The organism is Collinsella intestinalis (assembly GCF_902364775.2).
In the GTDB taxonomy this organism is placed as follows: domain Bacteria; phylum Actinomycetota; class Coriobacteriia; order Coriobacteriales; family Coriobacteriaceae; genus Collinsella.
The window spans coordinates 804,567-821,944 of record NZ_CABJEU020000001.1 but is presented as its reverse complement, the minus strand read 5'-3'; the positions used below and the strand labels follow the sequence as shown (position 1 = coordinate 821,944).

Sequence of the window (17,378 nt, the reverse complement as noted above, 5' to 3'; positions counted from 1 at the left end):
TAAACAGAAATGGCCGACTCAACGAGCCGGCCATTATGAAACTCAACGTAACCGCCAGTCGAGTTTACTCGACGACGATGACCTCGCGGTCCTTGTAGAAACCGCAGTTGCCGCACACGTGGTGCGGGAGCTTCACGGCACCGCAACGAGGGCAGGTGGACTGGGAAGCAGCGTTGATCTTCATGTTCGTCGAACGACGAGAGTGCGTCTTAGCGCGACCCTTTTTTTGCTTAGGTACTGGCATGTTGACCTTCCTTACAACTCATAACTGGCGGCGATTACGCGCAAGCATTGATAGTAGCAGAAATCACCGTTACACACAAAATATTAAAAACAATCCCTAGAAATTACGGTTACTCATCATTCGAGTCGTCGAACTTCAGGGCCTTGAGGGCCGCAAAGGGATTCTCATCGGAATCGACCCAGGCCTGCTCGGACTGCTTCGCGCACCCGCAGTCGCCGTCATTGAGGTTCGCACCGCACGTCGGGCACAGGCCCTCGCAATCGGGACGACACAGAACGACGAACGGCGTGTCCATCACAACGGCATCCGAGATGGCCTCGCCGAGATCGATCACGCGGTCGGGGCTCACGAGCTCGAACCCGTCCTCGTATTCCTCCGGATCCTCGGGCTCCTCGAAAAGGTAGTACTCCTCGATCTCACCGGAGACTTCAAACGCGGCGGTCTCGAGGCAGCGGTCGCACTCCCCGGTCACATCCACACGCACGATACCGGTGACGAGGATGCCATCGCCGGCATTGGTCAAAACGACATCATAGTTCGCACCGTGGGGCAGAGCGAGCTCCTTATCGCCCACCATATACGCATCGACATCGATGTGACCGGAAACCGGCAACGACTCACCGGGGTTTTCGAGCTTGTCAGACAGGTCGACCGTCACGGAACCCAGACAACTCATGGCTACCAGCCCTGGCCCTGGTTCTGGGAGGCGCTGTCGTTGAGCTGCTGACGGCAGCGGGAAACGGTGCCCGTCAAGCTCTTGAGGTTCTCCTCCAGATGCGTGAAGACCTGCTCCGCATAGTCCTCGGCAGCGTAACGGGTCTCGCGCTCATACTGGTTGGCGCGATCGCGGATATCGTCGGCCTGCTGCTGGGCCAGACGCACGATCTCCTGCTCAGAGGCGATGGTGAGCGCCTGTTGCTGGGCATCGGCGATGATGGAGTCCGCCTGGGCGGCAGCGCTTGCGAGCAGCTCCTCGCGCTCCTTGATGATGCGGCGGGACTTCTGCCACTCCTCCGGATAGCTCATGCGAATCTCATCGAGGATGTTGAAGAACACGTCTGTCTCGATGATCTTCTGCTGCGCGCCCTTGCCGAACGGCGGGCGTGCCTCCTCGATAATGCCCTCGAGCTCATCGACCAGGCTCTCGATGCGCTCACCCGGGAGGTTATCGACCGGCATGAGGGTCTCCTTTCTGCTGATTACTCTAACGATTCATGGTACCACATCTGTCTATATTTCAGATTGCGGCTGGTAGACCACAAAATCGCTCTTTGAGGGCCGCCGCCACGCAGGCCGGGACGAACGTGTCCACCTCTCCCCCAAACGAGGCGATCTGGCGGACCACCGAGCTGGACAGATACCCGTACTCAGGCGAACTCATGACGAAAATGGACTCGAGGCCGGCATCCAGTCGATAGTTAAGATCGGCCTGCTGCAGCTCGTACTCGAAGTCGGTCATGGCGCGCAAGCCCTTGACCACCGCGTCGGCTTGCACCTCCCGCGCAAAATCGACCAACAGCCCCGTAAACGGCATCACGTCGACGCCGTCCATGCCATCCAGGGCGCGGCGCGCAAGCTCAACGCGCTCATCGAGCGTGAACGTCGTGCCCACGCCGTTCTTCCCCAGGCTCTCGGCCACGGCGACCGTCACTCGCGGGCAAATGCGCAGGGCCCTGCGAACAACGTCCATGTGGCCGAAGGTGATCGGGTCGAAGGTGCCGGGCACCAACACGTGCGAAATCTTCTTGGTCATACCTTTTCCCTATTCCATGCGCAGCAGGTCGATGCATGTCTGCCCGTAGCGCTTCTCCTTGACCGCCTCGAACCCGTCGATCGATAGGGTCGGGGTCGAGGAAGTGCGCTCGAACATCACAACTGCCCCATCGGCGAGCAGGCCATGTTCACGCAAGGCCACGACAAGATCGATGGCCGGCTGCGAACCAAGTGCATACGGCGGGTCGATGAGAACCGCACCGAACGGCCCGCCCGGGACGCGTCCGCGGCGGGCAGATGCAATCACGTCGCCGCAAATTACCTGAAAGCGAGCGGGAGCACATGAGAGCTTGGCGAGGTTGCGCTTCACAAGAGCAGCGGCCGACCGATCGAGATCGAAAAAGACGGCATGCTCCGCACCGCGAGAAAGCACCTCAAGGCCGAGTGCACCCGAACCAGCGAACGCATCGAGCACATGGGAGCCCTCGATACCTTCGGGCAGCGCGCTCTCAAGCATCGAGGCGATGGCCTCGCGCACGCGATCGGTCGTGGGCCGGCTCACATCGCGCCCCTTGGGGCTATCGATAAGACGTCCGCGCCACTCCCCTCCAACGATCCTCATCCGCCGCTTACCTCCTTGAAAACATCTCCATAGCGCGCAATGACTTCATGGCGCATGGGCATGGTAGCGCAAGCAGTCAAATCGCGGGAGTATCGCAACAATTCCTCAGCGTCCTCATGGGCGGCCTCGATAAGGTCGACGTCGGCATCGAGATCGACGAAGCGCAACGTGACGCCGCCGTGCTGCCGCAGGCCGAGGATCTCGCCCTCGTGCCTGAGCCTGAGGTCCATCTCTGCGAGCTCGAACCCGTCATCGGTCTTTGCCAGCGCCTGGAGGCGCTCCCACGCAGGAGACTTAGATCCGCGCTTGGGCCTGACCTCGGTCAAGACATAGCAGGTACCGGGATTCGACCCTCGTCCCACGCGACCGCGTAGCTGATGCAAGGTGGCCAAACCAAAACGCTCGCCGTTCTCGATGAGCATGACGGTGGCGTTGGGCACGTCGACGCCGACCTCGACGACGGTCGTCGAGACGAGAATATCGATCTCGCCTTTTCCAAATCTGTCGATGACATCGTCCTTCGCCTTGGGTGCCATCTTGCCATGCAGCACCTCGACGCGTGCACCCGGTATGAGGCGGCGAATATCGGTCGCCTCTGTCTCGACATCGTGCAAGGTTGCGGCCTGTCGTGCGCGTCCATTCTCGTCGATGTCGAGCCCGGGAACGTCGTCGAGCTGCTCGAGCGCATCTTGCGGGGAGACCATCGGGCAGATGACATAGGCTTGCCGGCCCTGGGCCAGGGCATCTCGAACCGCCCCATACGCGATGTCACGGCTGCCGCTCTCGAGCGCGACCGTCGAAACGCCCGCACCTGGCACGGGACGATGGCGGATGATGCTCGTATCAAGGTCACCGTAAACCGACAACGCCAACGTACGCGGAATCGGCGTGGCCGTCATGACAAGAAGGTCAGCACCAGGCCCCTTACCTCGCAGGACGTTGCGTTGACCCACGCCAAAGCGATGTTGCTCGTCAATGACCACGAGCGATAGGCGCCTGAAGCGCAGATCGTCGTTGAGGACGGCATGGGTGCCGAACACCACGTCGAGCACACCAGATGCGACGCGCTCGAGTATGGACGAGCGTTCCGCCGCCGTCGTCGAACCGGTGAGCAGCGCCCACGAAATACCTGCGGCATCGAGGAGCGGACCGCTCTTGACGGCATATTGACGCGCGAGGACACCGGTGGGCGCCATAACGCACGCCTGATTGCCCGAATCCGCCGCGCAGGCAAGCGCCACGCAGGCAACAGCGGTCTTGCCCGTACCCACATCGCCGAGGAGCAGGCGGTTCATCACATGCCCGGCATCGCACATATCGCCGAGAATGTCGGCGACCGCGGCCTCCTGCTCATCCGAGAGCGCGAAAGGCAGCGCATCGCGCATGGCACGCACATGAGCGCCCACACTGTGCGCAAACGGCGCGACGTCGAGAAGGTCGCCGTCGTTTCGAAGGCGCAGCGCGAGCTGCAGGTACATGAGTTCGTCATATGCCAAACGACGGCGAGCGAGTTGCACCTCGCTCATCAGTCGCGGGAAATGAATGGTACGCAGGGCCCGCGAAAAGCTCATAAGCTGCCTGCGGGCGCGCAGTCGGGCGGGCACGGGATCACAGAACACACCAACCTGCTCCAGTGCAACCGAAGCTATACGACGCATCCAGGCCTGGGATATGCCGTCTGTCACCCGGTGAACCGGTTGAATTCCCGCACGCGCTCCCCCACCATCGAGCTTCTCGAAGTGAGGTGATGCCATTTGCTTGAATCCATAGGCAAACTCCACCTTGCCAATCAGCGCAAGACGGTCGCCGCGGGCAAACTCGCGAGCCAACCAGGGCTGCTTGAAAAAAGCGACTTTCAGAACACCTGATTCGTCGACGAGAAACACCTCGGTGAGCGTCATGCCGCGCTTCGAAGTCGGACGGTTTGAAACCTTATCGACCGTACCGACGATGGTGCAGACCTCTCCCAACGGCGCGTTCTCAATCGTATACGCCCGCGTGAAATCGAGATAGCGAAACGGTATATGGGAAAGGAGGTCCCCCACCCGCTCGATACCGAGCCGGCGGAGGGCCTCCTCACGTGTGCCTGAGACATATTTGAGCCGCGTTATATCCTCATGCAGCGCACAGGCCCGCGACAAGCGGGCAGAAGCGCGCGGGACGCTCAGGTCTGCGGCCATGCGATCGAAAGCCTATTCGATGGAGAAGATGACGGGATACAGGGGCTGCTCGCCACGATGGGCGTCGATCTCCAGATCGGGCTGGGCCTCCTCAATAGCCTCGATGAGCTTCTCAAAGTCCTCGTCGGACATATCCTGGCCAGCGAGAATGGTGAGGGCGTCACCCTCCTCCTCATCCATCATGCGATTGATGCAATCGAGTGTGACCTGATGCACGTCGGAGCCCACGATATCAATCGAATCGCAGATGATGCCCATGACGTCGCCGTCATGGATGGGAGTGCCATCGGAAGCCTGGGAGTCACGGACGGCGCGGGTGACCTCGCCGTCGCGGACGGAGGCCTTGGCCTCGGTCATCGCCTCGACGAGATCCTCGACGGGCATGTCGGGCATGACGGCGAAGAGCGCGGAGAACGCCTGCGGCACGGTCTTGGTTGGCACGACGTAGACGTGCTTGTCCTCACACGCGCTCGCAGCGGCCTCGGCCGCCATGCGGATATTGCCGTTGTTGGGCAGGATGATGACGGACTCGGCGTTCACACGGGAGACGGCCTCGAGAAGGTCGGCGGTGGAGGGGTTCATGGTCTGACCGCCGGAGACGACGACGTCGACCCCAAGGGACTCGAGGATCTCGGCCTCACCGGAACCGGCGGCAACGGCCACAAAGCCCAGCGGCTTGGCGGGCTCGGCGGAAGCCTCCTGATCGGCGTGAATCTTGGCGGTGCGCTCGGCGACCTCGAGATCCATGTTGTGGATGAACACCTCATAGACCTGGCCGAACTGAAGCATATGCTCGAGCACCAGGTTGGGGGTGTTGGAGTGAACGTGGACCTTGTAGTCGGGATACGCACCGACGAGCAGCTCGCAATCGCCCATGGAGCCGAGGAACTTCAGGGCCTCGTCCTCGTCGAAGGGCTTCTCGGCCTTGAAGAGGAACTCGTTGCAGTAACGGAACTCGGAGCCCTCCCAGTCGTCGTTCGCCTCGATCTTCACGCGGTCAAGCGCACCGGCCTTGGCTGAGTTGGTGTCGGCCTCGAAGGTGGCGGAGAAGTTCTCGACCTTGGAGGTGCGGCCGAGGGCGGCAGCCACGAAATTCTCGAGGAAGATGGCGAAGCCGAAGGCGCCCGAATCGACGACGCCGTTCTCCTTGAGGACGGGCAGCAGGTCGGGCGTGCGGGCGACGGACTGATATGCCTCGACCACAAGGGCGTCCAGCGTCTCCTCAACACTCATACGGCGCTTCTCGCACTCGTCGGCCTTGGTGGACACATCGCGCAGAACGGTCAGGATGGTGCCCTCGATGGGCTTGCGGACCGCCTGGAAGGCGACCTTGACGGCTCGACGGAACGCAGAGGCGATATCGGCGGAGGAGATGGGCTCCCCGGCCTCGCGCAGGCCCTCGGCCACACCGCGCAGAATCTGCGAGGTAATGACACCGGAGTTACCGCGGGCGCCCATAAGGGAACCGTGGGTGATGGCGCCGGCAATACCGTCCATGTCCGCGTCGACCGGAAGTGCGGCGAGCTCCTTCACGACGGACTGGAGCGTGAGGGACATATTGGTGCCGGTGTCTCCATCGGGAACCGGAAACACGTTGAGCTTGTTGATCTCCTCAGCCTTCTCGGCAACGGCCGCGACGGCGATGGGGAAACAGGTTCGAATGGTCTTTGCAATCATCTGTTCTGGCACTTTCGTCTCGTGAATGCAGGAGGGCGCTAAACGCCTAGAAGCGGGACTTCATCCCGTCGATGTGGATGGCGATCTTGAGGCTCGCGGGATCGATCTGGGCGATCTCGGAGAGCGTGAATGCCACGGAGCTGGAGAGGTTGTCGGACACGGAGCGCATGTTGACGCCCGCCTCGAGCACGACGTGCAGGTCGACAGTCAGGCCGGACTCGGTGGTGGTGACGAGCACGCCCTTGCGCAGGCGCTGCACGGGAAGCAGGCGGACGCTCTCAGCACCCTGCATCTGCTCGGCCATGCCGACGACGCCATAGCAAGACATGGCGGCGTAGCCGGCGATATCGGCGATGACCTCGTTCGAGACGCTCAGGGTCCCGGCGATCGGTTCAGTCATGAGGTTCTCCTTCCGCGCGAACGCGTCGGCGTATCGAGCATACATCCGAGTATTCTACAACTCCGCGCGCCTCGGCACAGACAAAACAGACGGCGCACACGAGGAACGCCTACTCATCCGCCCCCTCATCGAACTGGCTGTTATATAGCTCGGCGTAAAAACCACCCCTCGCGAGCAGCTCCTCATGCGAGCCGGATTCGACAATATCGCCGTCGCGCAGCACCAAGATTACGTCCGCCGAGCGGATGGTGGAAAGCCGGTGGGCGATGACGAAGCTCGTGCGGCCGGCCATGAGGATGTCCATGGCGCGCTGGATGCGCTCCTCGGTACGTGTGTCGACGTTGGAGGTCGCCTCGTCGAGAATAAGGATCGGGCGATCTGCAAGCAGGGCGCGTGCGATGGTGATCAGCTGGCGCTGTCCCTGGCTGACGTTGGAGGCGTCCTCGTTCAGCTCGAAGTCATACCCTCCGGGAAGGGTGCGGATGAAATGGTCTGCGAGCGCAGCGCGGGCCGCCGCCTCGACCATGGCGTCATCGGCCTCGATGTTGCCGTAGCGGATGTTCTCTCGGATGCTGCCCTTGAACAGCCACGTGTCCTGCAGGACCATCGCGAAATTCGACCGCAGGTCCTCGCGCGGCAGCGAACGGACATCGGCGCCGTTCACGCGAATCGAGCCGGAATTCACATCGTAGAAGCGCATGAGGAGCTTCATGAGCGTCGTCTTGCCGGCGCCCGTGGGGCCGACGATGGCGACCGTCTGTCCGGGCTCGACCGAGCAGTTGAAATCATGAATGACGGTCTTTTCCGGGACGTAGCCGAACCTTACATGATCGAACTCAACGGAACCCGTGGCGCGAAGGGGCTCGGAAAGGGGCGCGGGGTCGTCCTCCTCGTCCTCATCCAGGAACTCGAAGATGCGCTCAGCGGCGGCGGCCAGCATCTGCAGCATATTGGACACCTGGGAAAGCTGTGTGATGGGCTGCGTGAAATTACGGATGTACTGGAAGAACGCCTGTGCGTTGCCGACCGTGATGCGGCCGGAGATCATGAGGAAGGCGCTCATCATGACGACGGCGACATAGCCGAGGTTGCCGACGAGGCCCATGATCGGCTGCATGACGCCGGAGAGGAACTGTGCGCGCCAACCCGACTCGTACAGCTTTTCGTTCACCTCATCGAACTCCCCGAGAGCCCGCTCGGCCCTGTTGTAAGCCTGGATAAGGGTCTGACCCGCGAAGCTCTCCTCGATGATGCCATTCGCCGAACCGAGGAACGCCTGCTGACGGCGGAAATGGCGCTGCGACGCGCGCACGACCAGCACAACGCCGAGCAGCGACAACGGAATGGTCAGGAACGTGACGCCCGCCAAGGCGACGGAGATGGAGAGCATCTGAACACTCACGCCGATTAGCTGCGCCACCGAGGTAATCAGCTGCGTGACACTTTGGTTGAGCGACTGGCCGAGCGTATCGACGTCATTCGTCACGCGGCTCATCACATCACCCGTGCTGACCCGCTCGAAATAGGCCAGGGGCATGCGATCGATTTTCTCGATGATCTGGCGACGCAGGCGATAGCAAACGCGCTGCGTGACGCCCGTCATAAGCCAACCCTGCACCAAACTGAGGACGGAGGAAGTGATGTAGATGCACAGCACGGTGGCCAAGATGCGGCCGACAAGCGTGAAATCGACCCCGCCCGCACCGCCGACCTTCGCGGCGATGCCGCGGAACAGCTCCGTAGTCGCCTCACCGAGCACGCGCGGCCCCATGACATTGAACGCAACCGAGCCCACCGCGCACGCAATGGCGACGAACAACGCAAGCTTATCGTGTGCGATATAGCGCACGACCTTGATGACGGCGCCCTTAAAATCCTTGGCCTTTTCGGTCGCGGGACCGTGGCCGTGACGCATATGTCCGGGCATGCTAGCGCACCTCCCCTTCATCCAGGCCGAGCTCTTCTGAGGAAAGCTGGCTCATCGCGATCTCGCGATACGACTCGCATGCACGAAGCAGCTCCTCATGGGTTCCCTGTCCCACGACGCGGCCGTCATCGAGTACCAAGATCTGATCGGCGTGCATGATGGTCGCAATGCGCTGGGCGACGATCACGACAGAGGCGTCGTGCAGCTCATGGGACAGACCCGCGCGCAGGGCGGCATCGGTCTTGTAATCGAGCGCCGAGAAGCTGTCATCAAAGACGAGGATCTTCGGTTCGATCGCAAGCGCACGGGCAATCGACAGGCGCTGCCGTTGACCTCCGGAAACGTTTGAGCCGCCCTGAGCGATCGCGGAGCCATAGCCATCCGGCTTGGCATCGATGAACTCGGAGGCCTGGGCGATTCGCGCCGCACGCTCAACATCCGCATGGGCCATATCGGGGTCGCCGTAGGCGATGTTGCCCTCGATATCGCCCGAGAAGAGCATGCCCTTCTGCGGGACATAGCCGATGAGCGAGCGAAGTTCTTGCAGGGACATGCGGCGCACATCGACCCCGTCGACCGTGATGGACCCCGCGGTCGCATCGTACAAACGAGGGATCATCTGGACGAGCGTGGTCTTGCTCGACCCTGTTGAGCCGATGATGCCGAGCGTCTGTCCCGGTTTCACGGTGAAGCTGACATGCTCCAGCGTCGGAGCCTCGGCGTCCGGATAGGTGAACGAGACGTCATCGAAGCTCAGCACGCCGCTCCAATCGACGCGCTCGCCGTCGGCGGTTATATGCCCCTGCGGGCCCTCGAGCGTATGCGCGGGATCCACGATGCTCGATTCGGTTGAGAGCACTTCCATGATGCGTTCAGAGGCGATGTCGGCGCGCGGCAGCATGACGGCGACCATCGTGATGATCATGAAGGACATGATCACCTGCATCGTGTAATTCATATACGCCATGAGGTCGCCAACCTGCATACCGCCCGCGTCCACGGCGTGGCCGCCGAACCAGACGATGGCCACCGAGATGATGTTCATGAGCATCATCAGCACGGGCATCATGAAGGACATCGCTCGATTCGTGAATATATAAGTACCGGTGAGCTCGCGATTGGCCTCGTCGTAACGCTTGCGCTCGCTGTCACTCCGCCCAAAAGCCCGGATCGGCATGACGCCGGTGATAATCTCGCGCGCGATGAGGTTGTTGCGGTCCACAAGCTCTTGCATCCTGCGGAAACGCGGCATAGTGAGGCCCATGAGAACGCCGATGACCACCATGATGGCGGCAAGACCGACCAGGATGATCCACTGAAGCCCCGTGCTGCCGAACCCTATGACCTTCACGACCGCACCGACGCCCATGCAGGGGGCGAACAGCACCATGCGCATGCACATGACCAGCACCATCTGCACCTGCTGAATATCATTCGTGGCGCGCGTGATAAGCGAGGCCTCCGAAAAACGCCCCATCTCCGCCGGCGAGAAGGACAGGACGCGCTCGTACACATCGTGGCGCAGATCGCGAGCGATGCGAGCGGCGGTGCGCGATGCGTTATACGCGGCAGCGATTGCGCACAGCGCCGCGATGACCGCGTACGTCAGCATACGCGCACCCTCGCGAACGAGAAAATCGGTCTGAACACGGGCGAGGTCGACGCCGGCGCGTTCATAAGCGAATTTGACGAACTCGATGGCCTGGGAGGTGACAACGGCCCCGCCGTCCGCGCCGAGCGCGCGATGCAAGCCAGCGCGAATGGCGGACGGGTCGAACAACATGGAGTCAGGCGATCCATCTGCCTGTGCCCCAGCAAGCGCCCTAACCGTATCGATGGTCATGGTATCGCCCACCGTGGCCTTGAGCGCGGCCGCCTCGCGTGCATCTTCGACCACGGAGTCGACCGGCACACCGCGCTCGAGCATGAACGCGATCATCTCGGCCTCTCCCAAAAAGCCCTTGATCTCATCGCGGTCCTGACGATCCCCCTCGAATACGCGGACGTCATCGGCATCGGGGCTCGAATAGAGTGCCTCAACGCGATTGACCTCACCGGGCGTCAGCAAGAGTTCGACGTCGCCAAGGTCGTCGGAGGTGATGCGGTTGGGCACCACATCCTCGATGCCTCCCCGGCTGATGCCGGTGTCGACGATCTCGCTCATGACCGAGGGCAACGTGAGCTCGCAATACGCTTGCACCATAAGAAGCGCGAGCGCCAACGCGAGATTGGCTTTGTGATGTCTCAGGAACCTGAATATCTTCACCGGTGCCTCCCCCAAACGCACTTACAACTCAGACGGCGAAATTAACGAACGGTATTTTCTCCCCCTCATGCGCCCTGAAACCGCAAGGGCGCCATTCCATAAAAGCTCGATAATTTAGGTACCTCATAACTATCTGACTAAGCTCGAGGTCAAACCACTTGCGCACGCACGTGACGGCCGTATAATGTGGTCCGCGCGCTGCATCCCACGCCGCGGAGCGCACACTTCTCGTTCATTGTGGAGATTCCGCACATGAACGGGCTTCTATGGTATAGTTCATTGCTGTTTGTTCACGCGACCTCATTTTAGGTCGCCTAAGAAGGGTCACTGACATGTCCAAAGTTTGCGAAATCTGCGGTAAGCACCCCGTTGCTGGTCGCTCCATCAGCCACTCCCACCGCGTCTCCAACCGTAAGTTCCGTCCGAACATCCAGCGCGTGTACGTCGTCGTGAACGGCGTCCGTCGCAAGATGAACGTGTGCACCAGCTGCCTCAAGGCCCAGAAGGTGGCCCGCTCCTAAGCACTCCCCTCTTTGGACAAACGTTTGCTTGCATACGCAGCGCCCCGGCATCGCCGGGGCGTTTTTTGTATCAATTGGGGACAGGTACAAATTGAGACACGCAATCGAAGTTCGTCAACCGAACCAGGAGTATCAGTTGGGGACAGGTACAAATTGAGACATGCAATCGAAGTGCGTCAACCGGACCAGGAGAAAATCACTTCCACCCACAAGGGCGTTAGGGAGAACGCCGGGCAGGCACATGGTCGACCACGATCGCAATGCAGGCTAACTCCGACAAGCTACACGCGAAATCACCCTGCGTGGCACACCCGTGATGCGAGAAATCTCAGACGCATTCAATCCGCACTCGGAGAGGACCCGTATACAATCGTCTCGCTCCGACTTCGAACTCGCCCCAATTACAAGCGGGTCCCTGCCTCCCAGGGCAGTACGGGCGACCTCCAGAACTTCAACGCCATCAGAGTGCATCACGCGGGCCAAATCACGCCAGCTATCTTCAGAAGAGGAAAACTCAACGAACCTCACCGCGCCACCGATCAGCTCGTACACCAGACTGCGTGAAACAAAGCCCCTATCCTCGACATACCCGCGATAACTGCTCCATTTATAACACTCACGCCCTGAGATCCCCGCCTTGACGGGATTGTCGTGAACATACCGTACGACCGTAAGTAGGTGGCGCACGTCTTCAATTGCAGCACTCGAGTATCTTCCCTGGAACAGATGGCCAGATCGGTCGAGCCTCTCGTTGAAGTACCTTGCGTACACACAGCAGAGTCGCTGCATGAACACGCCGAGCACTCCTTCCGGATCGAACAGAACGATGTGAACGTGATTGTCCATAAGACAATACGCAATCACATCGACACGCTCTTGCGCAGAAAGCAGCTCCAAGCGATCAAGAAAGAAGTTTCTGTCCACCGCATCCTCAAAAATGATCTGACGGCCGCAACCGCGAATCGTCACATGGTATAGATCGGTTTCGCATCGAACTCTTCCCGTCCTCGCCATATGTCCACCGCTCCTGTCGAACTAAACCGCCTGGCGCCATCGATGACGACGGCAAGGTCAACTTCATTCTTGCTGACATAGGCTCGGTAGCGCTGAGAATTCAATTTCATGACCACCCATCTGTATATGCCTCTGATCCAAATCTGACCGACATGGCCAGAACAAACCAAGAAATAGATGAGATTGAAGGAAGCCCTGTGGAATACAAACATCAACGTCTCAATTTGTACCTGACCCCAATTGAGATCTGTCCCCAATTGAGATCTCCGATGATATGAGTGAAGCGTTTCAGTTTTTGGATATCGCCACGGTTTGAACACAAATTGCGAAGTTTCACGCTATTGAAGCGCTCCATTCGACCGTTTACGGCTGAAATTCTGCCATTCGGCCTAGTGAAGCGTTTCATTACTATAGAGTACGACTTGTTGGGAAAACCCGCTTCTCGCAAAGGAGAGCAGAATGGCGAAGAAACCTACCGTTGCCGCCGCCCCCGAAATCGTAGATTCGATCGAATCCCTTGAGGCCAAGCTCGCGCACATGCGTGAGGCCCAGGGGATTTTTGCTACCTACTCCCAGGAGCAGGTCGACAAGATCTTCTACGAGGCCGCCATGGCAGCCAACAAGGCCCGCATCCCCCTGGCCAAGATGGCCGTCGAGGAGACCGGCCGCGGCGTGCTCGAGGACAAGGTCATCAAGAACCACTATGCCGCCGAGTACATCTACAACGCGTATAAGGACACCAAGACCTGCGGCGTGATCGAGCGCGACGATGCCTACGGCATCACCAAGATCGCCGAGCCCATCGGCATCGTGGGCGCGGTCATCCCGACCACCAACCCCACCTCCACCGCGATCTTCAAGTGCCTCATCTCCCTGAAGACCCGCAACGCCATCATCATCTCCCCGCACCCGGCTGCCGCCAAGTGCACCATCGCCGCCGCCAAGCTCGTGCTCGACGCCGCCGTCAAGGCAGGCGCTCCCGAGGGCATCATCGGTTGGGTGGACGTCCCCTCCATCGACCTCACCAACAAGGTCATGGCCGACGTCGACATCATCCTGGCCACCGGTGGCCCCGGCATGGTCAAGGCCGCCTACTCCTCCGGTAAGCCCGCCCTGGGCGTCGGTGCCGGCAACACCCCCGTCATCATCGACGATACCGCCGACATCAAGCTCTCGGTCAACTCCATCATCCACTCCAAGACCTTCGACAACGGCATGATCTGCGCCTCCGAGCAGTCCGTGACCGTCCTCGAGTCCGTGTATGACGAGGTCAAGGCCGAGTTCGCCCGCCGCGGTTGCTACTTCGTGAAGAAGGGCGCCGAGATGGAGGCCCTGCGCTCCGCAATGTTCAAGAACGGCGCGCTCGACCACCGCATCCCCGGCATGCCCGCCGCCAAGATCGCCGAGCTCGCCGGCATTGAGGTCCCTGCCAAGACCAAGATCTTGATCGCCGAGGTCACTTCCGTCGATCTGGAGAAGGAGGAGTTCGCTCACGAGAAGCTCTCCCCCGTCCTGGCCATGTACAAGGCCCCCGATTTCCAGACCGCCGTCGACATGGCCGAGCACCTGGTGCTCGCCGGTGGCCCCGGTCACACCGCCTCCCTCTACGTGCACCCGGCCCAGGCCGAGAAGATCTCCCTCTTCGAGCACACCATGAAGGCCTGCCGTATCGTCATCAACACCCCCTCCTCTCAGGGCGGCATCGGTGACCTGTACAACTTCGGCATGAAGCCCTCCCTCACCCTGGGCTGCGGCTCCTGGGGTGGCAACTCCGTCTCCGAGAATGTTGGGGTGAAGCACTTGATCAACGTCAAGACCGTGGCCGAGCGCCGCGAGAACATGCTGTGGTTCCGCGCTCCCGAGAAGGTCTACTTCAAGAAGGGCTCCACGCCGGTCGCCCTCGACGAGCTCGGCACCGTGATGGGCAAGAAGCGCGCCTTCATCGTCACCGACCAGTTCCTCTTTAAGAACGGCAACACCCGCGCCATCGAGGCCAAGCTCGATTCCATGGGCATCGCGCACGACTGCTTCTACGACGTCGAGCCCGATCCGTCCCTGCAGTGCGCTCGCCGCGGTGCCGCCCAGATGGCCCTCTTCGAGCCTGACGTCATCATCGCCGTCGGCGGCGGCTCCGCCATGGACGCCGGCAAGATCATGTGGATGATGTACGAGCACCCGGAGTGCAACTTCGAGGATATGGCCATGGACTTCATGGACATCCGCAAGCGCATCTTCACCTTCCCTGAGATGGGCAAGAAGGCCTACTTCGTGGCCGTCCCCACCTCCTCCGGCACCGGCTCCGAGGTGACCCCGTTCGCGATCATCACCGACAAGGACACCGGCATCAAGTGGCCGCTCGCCGACTACGCGCTGCTGCCTAACATGGCCATCGTCGACGTCGACAACGCCATGACCGCCCCCAAGGGCCTCACCTCCGCCTCCGGCATCGACGTCATGACCCACGCCATCGAGTCCTACGTCTCCATCATGGCGTCCGACTACACCAAGGGCCTGTCCATGAAGGCCGCCAAGCTCGTCTTCGAGAACCTTCCCAGCTCCTACGAGAACGGCGCCAACGACCCGCACGCCCGTGAGGAGATGCACAACGCCTCCTGCATGGCCGGCATGGCCTTCGCCAACGCCTTCCTGGGCCTCAACCACTCCATGGCCCACAAGCTCGGCGCCTTCCATCACCTGCCCCACGGCATCGCCAACGCCGTCATCCTGACCCGCGTCATGCGCTACAACGCCGCCGAGGCCCCGGTCAAGATGGGCACCTTCTCCCAGTACCCCTACCCCAACGCGCTCGCCGCGTACGCCGAGATGGCCCGCTACTGCGGCGTCGAGGGCAAGGACGACCGTGAGGTCTTTGAGAACTTCTGCGCCAAGCTCGAGGAGCTCAAGGCCACCATCGGCATCAAGGAGACCATTGCCGACTACGGCGTGGACGAGGCCTACTTCCTCGAGACCCTCGACGAGATGGTCGAGCAGGCGTTCAACGACCAGTGCACCGGCGCCAACCCGCGCTACCCGCTGATGAGCGAGATCAAGGAGCTCTACCTCGACGCCTACTACGGCCGCGAGCCCCAGGACTACGCCGTCCTGTAAGCGCATCCGCTTCCCGCCCGTTTGCCGCCGCTCACCCAACTCATCGCGAGCGGCGGCGCGGGCGCCCTACGATGGTGTAGACCCATTCAGAAAGGAAGGCACACCATGAATCTTCCCGAGTCCAAGACCGTTATCGTCGAGCACTCCAACAAGAAGGTCTACGACCTGGGCGACAAGATCGCCAAGGTCTTCAACTCCAACAAGCCGGCTTCCGATGTCTTCAACGAGGCCCTGAACCTCGCCCGCATCTCCGAGTCCGGTATCCGCGCCCCGAAGGCCCTCGAGGTCTCCGAGGTCGCCGGTGAGGGTTGGGCCCTGCTCACCGAGAAGGTCCCGGGCGTGACGCTCGCCGACAAGATGGCAGCCGAGCCCGCCAAGTTCTACGAGTACCTCGAGCAGTTCGTCGACCTGCAGGTCGAGATTCACGCCGAGCGCTCCCCGCTGCTCAACCGTCAGCGTGACAAGTACGCCCGTATGATCAACGGCCTCCAGCACATCAACGCCACCACCCGCTACAACCTCATGGAGCGCCTGGACGGCATGAAGAAGGAGTTCCAGATCTGCCACGGCGACTTCAACCCGAGCAACGTCATCGTGGCCGAGGACGGTCAGCTCTACGTCTGCGACTGGGCCCACGCGACTCAGGGCTCCCCTGCCGCCGACGCAGCCATGACCTACCTGCTGTTTGCCCTTAACGACAAGCAGCAGGCCGATGCCTATCTCGAGCTGTACTGCGACCGCGCCGACGTCCCGATGCAGGTCGTACGCCAGTGGATGTCCATCGTCGCCGCCGCCGAGCTCTCCCGCAAGCGCACCGACGTCAACGACGAGTTCCTCATGAGCTGGATCGACGTCGTGGACTACATGGGCTAACAGCCTGACAATCCGCGCGAGAACGCGTTCATGCCAACGGCCCCGGAGCAGACGATCTCCGGGGCCGTTAGCTTTTCAAAACATCCTGCACACGTCAGCGAATGAGATACGCCGCAATGGCGCCTTCATGGCAAGTCACTTCGGCATCATCCGTGACGATATTCGAGATGCCCAAATCGCTCAACAGCTCGACGCGTTTGTGATCGAGCTCCCACTCCATCCCCCGCTCGGATACGACCCCGACGGGACTCAGGCATACGAACGAGAACGTCGAACCCTGAAAGCCCGTCATCTGCCATGACGCGCCCGCCCTGAGCAAGCGACCGGAAAAGCCCTGTTCCTCAAGGCAAACCGGGCCGTCCCATCTCAAGATGCAGCCAAGTGCTGCGAGGGCGTGATCGGGCCGTCCCCCCGTCAGGCACGTGCACACCAGCTCGACGCTCCCCCAACGCGAATCGATCGCGCGAAGGGCGAGCGAAAGGTCGGTAAAATCCTTATACGGGTCATAGCGTTCGACGGCCAAAACTTCAGAGGGCTCTCCCTCTTCGCAACGACGAACCGCCAACAGGCCGCGAGCGCCCACCGAGTCCGCGTCGCCGCAGAACAAGTCACATGGCAGTCCGGCATCCAGCACCGCATCGAGACCCCGATCCACTGCCACGACCAAATCGCAGTCGGCATACAGGTGCTTGAGAAACACGGCATCGCAGGTCTGCGGTGAGCCTCCGATAAGAAGGACGCGCAACGCATCCGCTTGGGTTTCGAGGACGCTGCCCATGCCATTCATATAAGACCACCTGACGCATAGCACAATAACGGACAATTTGCCATCT

General features: G+C 61.1%; 15 protein-coding genes. 3 read left to right on the top strand and 12 right to left on the bottom strand.

Annotated features, from left to right (window positions below; genetic code table 11):
* Positions 1 to 64 precede the first annotated feature (64 nt).
* From rpmF to FY258_RS03425, 10 genes are all read right to left on the bottom strand, one after another.
* Entirely contained in the window at positions 65 to 244 is a 180-nt protein-coding gene (gene rpmF / locus FY258_RS03470) for a 50S ribosomal protein L32 (protein WP_039910269.1), read from the bottom strand.
* 109 nt (positions 245 to 353) lie between these two features.
* Entirely contained in the window at positions 354 to 920 is a 567-nt protein-coding gene (locus FY258_RS03465; protein WP_118103150.1) for a YceD family protein, read from the bottom strand.
* A gap of 2 nt (positions 921 to 922) precedes the next feature.
* A complete protein-coding gene (locus tag FY258_RS03460; RefSeq protein WP_006722724.1) occupies positions 923 to 1,423 on the bottom strand; it encodes an ATP synthase subunit B family protein in 501 nt (166 codons plus the stop codon).
* A 58-nt stretch (positions 1,424 to 1,481) separates the two neighbouring features.
* The gene (coaD, locus tag FY258_RS03455) at positions 1,482 to 1,997 is read right to left on the bottom strand and encodes a pantetheine-phosphate adenylyltransferase (protein WP_118103148.1); all 516 of its coding nucleotides are present in this window, start codon (positions 1,995 to 1,997) and stop codon (positions 1,482 to 1,484) included.
* Positions 1,998 to 2,006: 9 nt separating this feature from the next.
* Positions 2,007 to 2,579: a 16S rRNA (guanine(966)-N(2))-methyltransferase RsmD gene (rsmD, locus tag FY258_RS03450; protein ID WP_118103146.1), complete on the bottom strand. Its 573-nt coding sequence runs from the start codon at positions 2,577 to 2,579 to the stop codon at positions 2,007 to 2,009.
* Positions 2,576 to 4,759 carry an ATP-dependent DNA helicase RecG gene (locus FY258_RS03445; RefSeq protein ID WP_118103144.1) on the bottom strand — a complete coding sequence of 728 codons (2,184 nt, stop codon included), beginning with the start codon at positions 4,757 to 4,759 and terminating at the stop codon, positions 2,576 to 2,578. The genes rsmD and FY258_RS03445 overlap by 4 nt, the downstream gene beginning before the upstream one ends.
* Before the next feature lie 12 nt (positions 4,760 to 4,771).
* Positions 4,772 to 6,436, bottom strand: coding sequence for a DAK2 domain-containing protein (locus FY258_RS03440; protein WP_118103142.1), 1,665 nt, complete (start codon positions 6,434 to 6,436; stop codon positions 4,772 to 4,774).
* Positions 6,437 to 6,482: 46 nt separating this feature from the next.
* Entirely contained in the window at positions 6,483 to 6,836 is a 354-nt protein-coding gene (locus tag FY258_RS03435) for an Asp23/Gls24 family envelope stress response protein (RefSeq protein ID WP_182279398.1), read from the bottom strand.
* Positions 6,837 to 6,945: 109 nt separating this feature from the next.
* Entirely contained in the window at positions 6,946 to 8,763 is a 1,818-nt protein-coding gene (locus FY258_RS03430) for an ABC transporter ATP-binding protein (protein ID WP_259324428.1), read from the bottom strand.
* A 1-nt stretch (position 8,764) separates the two neighbouring features.
* Complete coding sequence (locus FY258_RS03425) at positions 8,765 to 11,029, bottom strand: ABC transporter ATP-binding protein (RefSeq protein ID WP_118103138.1); 2,265 nt, start codon at positions 11,027 to 11,029, stop codon at positions 8,765 to 8,767.
* 332 nt (positions 11,030 to 11,361) lie between these two features.
* Here FY258_RS03425 and rpmB point away from each other — a divergent pair, with 332 nt between their 5' ends.
* Positions 11,362 to 11,550: a 50S ribosomal protein L28 gene (gene rpmB / locus FY258_RS03420; RefSeq protein ID WP_006721280.1), complete on the top strand. Its 189-nt coding sequence runs from the start codon at positions 11,362 to 11,364 to the stop codon at positions 11,548 to 11,550.
* Positions 11,551 to 11,817: 267 nt separating this feature from the next.
* Here the strand turns inward: rpmB and FY258_RS03415 are convergent, their stop codons facing one another.
* Positions 11,818 to 12,564, bottom strand: a complete 747-nt coding sequence (locus tag FY258_RS03415) for a transposase (protein WP_118103136.1) — start codon at positions 12,562 to 12,564, stop codon at positions 11,818 to 11,820.
* Between the two features lie 459 nt (positions 12,565 to 13,023).
* Between FY258_RS03415 and adhE the strand changes: the two genes are divergently transcribed.
* Both adhE and FY258_RS03405 read left to right on the top strand, forming a co-directional pair.
* The gene (gene adhE, locus FY258_RS03410) at positions 13,024 to 15,672 is read left to right on the top strand and encodes a bifunctional acetaldehyde-CoA/alcohol dehydrogenase (protein WP_118103134.1); all 2,649 of its coding nucleotides are present in this window, start codon (positions 13,024 to 13,026) and stop codon (positions 15,670 to 15,672) included.
* Between the two features lie 105 nt (positions 15,673 to 15,777).
* Positions 15,778 to 16,545: a phosphotransferase family protein gene (locus FY258_RS03405; protein ID WP_118103132.1), complete on the top strand. Its 768-nt coding sequence runs from the start codon at positions 15,778 to 15,780 to the stop codon at positions 16,543 to 16,545.
* Positions 16,546 to 16,639: 94 nt separating this feature from the next.
* On the opposite strand, the gene FY258_RS03400 is transcribed toward FY258_RS03405, so the two are convergent.
* Positions 16,640 to 17,332 carry a thiamine diphosphokinase gene (locus tag FY258_RS03400; RefSeq protein ID WP_118103130.1) on the bottom strand — a complete coding sequence of 231 codons (693 nt, stop codon included), beginning with the start codon at positions 17,330 to 17,332 and terminating at the stop codon, positions 16,640 to 16,642.
* Positions 17,333 to 17,378: the final 46 nt, after the last annotated feature.

Coding starts and splice junctions, on each gene's coding strand:
- FY258_RS03405 (WP_118103132.1), top strand. CDS start 15,778: ATGAATCTTCCCGAGTCCAAGACCGTTATCGTCGAGCACTCCAACAAG.
- rsmD (WP_118103146.1), bottom strand. CDS start 2,579: ATGAGGATCGTTGGAGGGGAGTGGCGCGGACGTCTTATCGATAGCCCC.
- coaD (WP_118103148.1), bottom strand. CDS start 1,997: ATGACCAAGAAGATTTCGCACGTGTTGGTGCCCGGCACCTTCGACCCG.
- FY258_RS03460 (WP_006722724.1), bottom strand. CDS start 1,423: ATGCCGGTCGATAACCTCCCGGGTGAGCGCATCGAGAGCCTGGTCGAT.
- rpmF (WP_039910269.1), bottom strand. CDS start 244: ATGCCAGTACCTAAGCAAAAAAAGGGTCGCGCTAAGACGCACTCTCGT.
- FY258_RS03415 (WP_118103136.1), bottom strand. CDS start 12,564: ATGGCGAGGACGGGAAGAGTTCGATGCGAAACCGATCTATACCATGTG.
- FY258_RS03445 (WP_118103144.1), bottom strand. CDS start 4,759: ATGGCCGCAGACCTGAGCGTCCCGCGCGCTTCTGCCCGCTTGTCGCGG.
- FY258_RS03435 (WP_182279398.1), bottom strand. CDS start 6,836: ATGACTGAACCGATCGCCGGGACCCTGAGCGTCTCGAACGAGGTCATC.
- FY258_RS03440 (WP_118103142.1), bottom strand. CDS start 6,436: ATGATTGCAAAGACCATTCGAACCTGTTTCCCCATCGCCGTCGCGGCC.
- FY258_RS03465 (WP_118103150.1), bottom strand. CDS start 920: ATGAGTTGTCTGGGTTCCGTGACGGTCGACCTGTCTGACAAGCTCGAA.
- FY258_RS03430 (WP_259324428.1), bottom strand. CDS start 8,763: ATGCCCGGACATATGCGTCACGGCCACGGTCCCGCGACCGAAAAGGCC.
- rpmB (WP_006721280.1), top strand. CDS start 11,362: ATGTCCAAAGTTTGCGAAATCTGCGGTAAGCACCCCGTTGCTGGTCGC.
- FY258_RS03400 (WP_118103130.1), bottom strand. CDS start 17,332: ATGAATGGCATGGGCAGCGTCCTCGAAACCCAAGCGGATGCGTTGCGC.
- adhE (WP_118103134.1), top strand. CDS start 13,024: ATGGCGAAGAAACCTACCGTTGCCGCCGCCCCCGAAATCGTAGATTCG.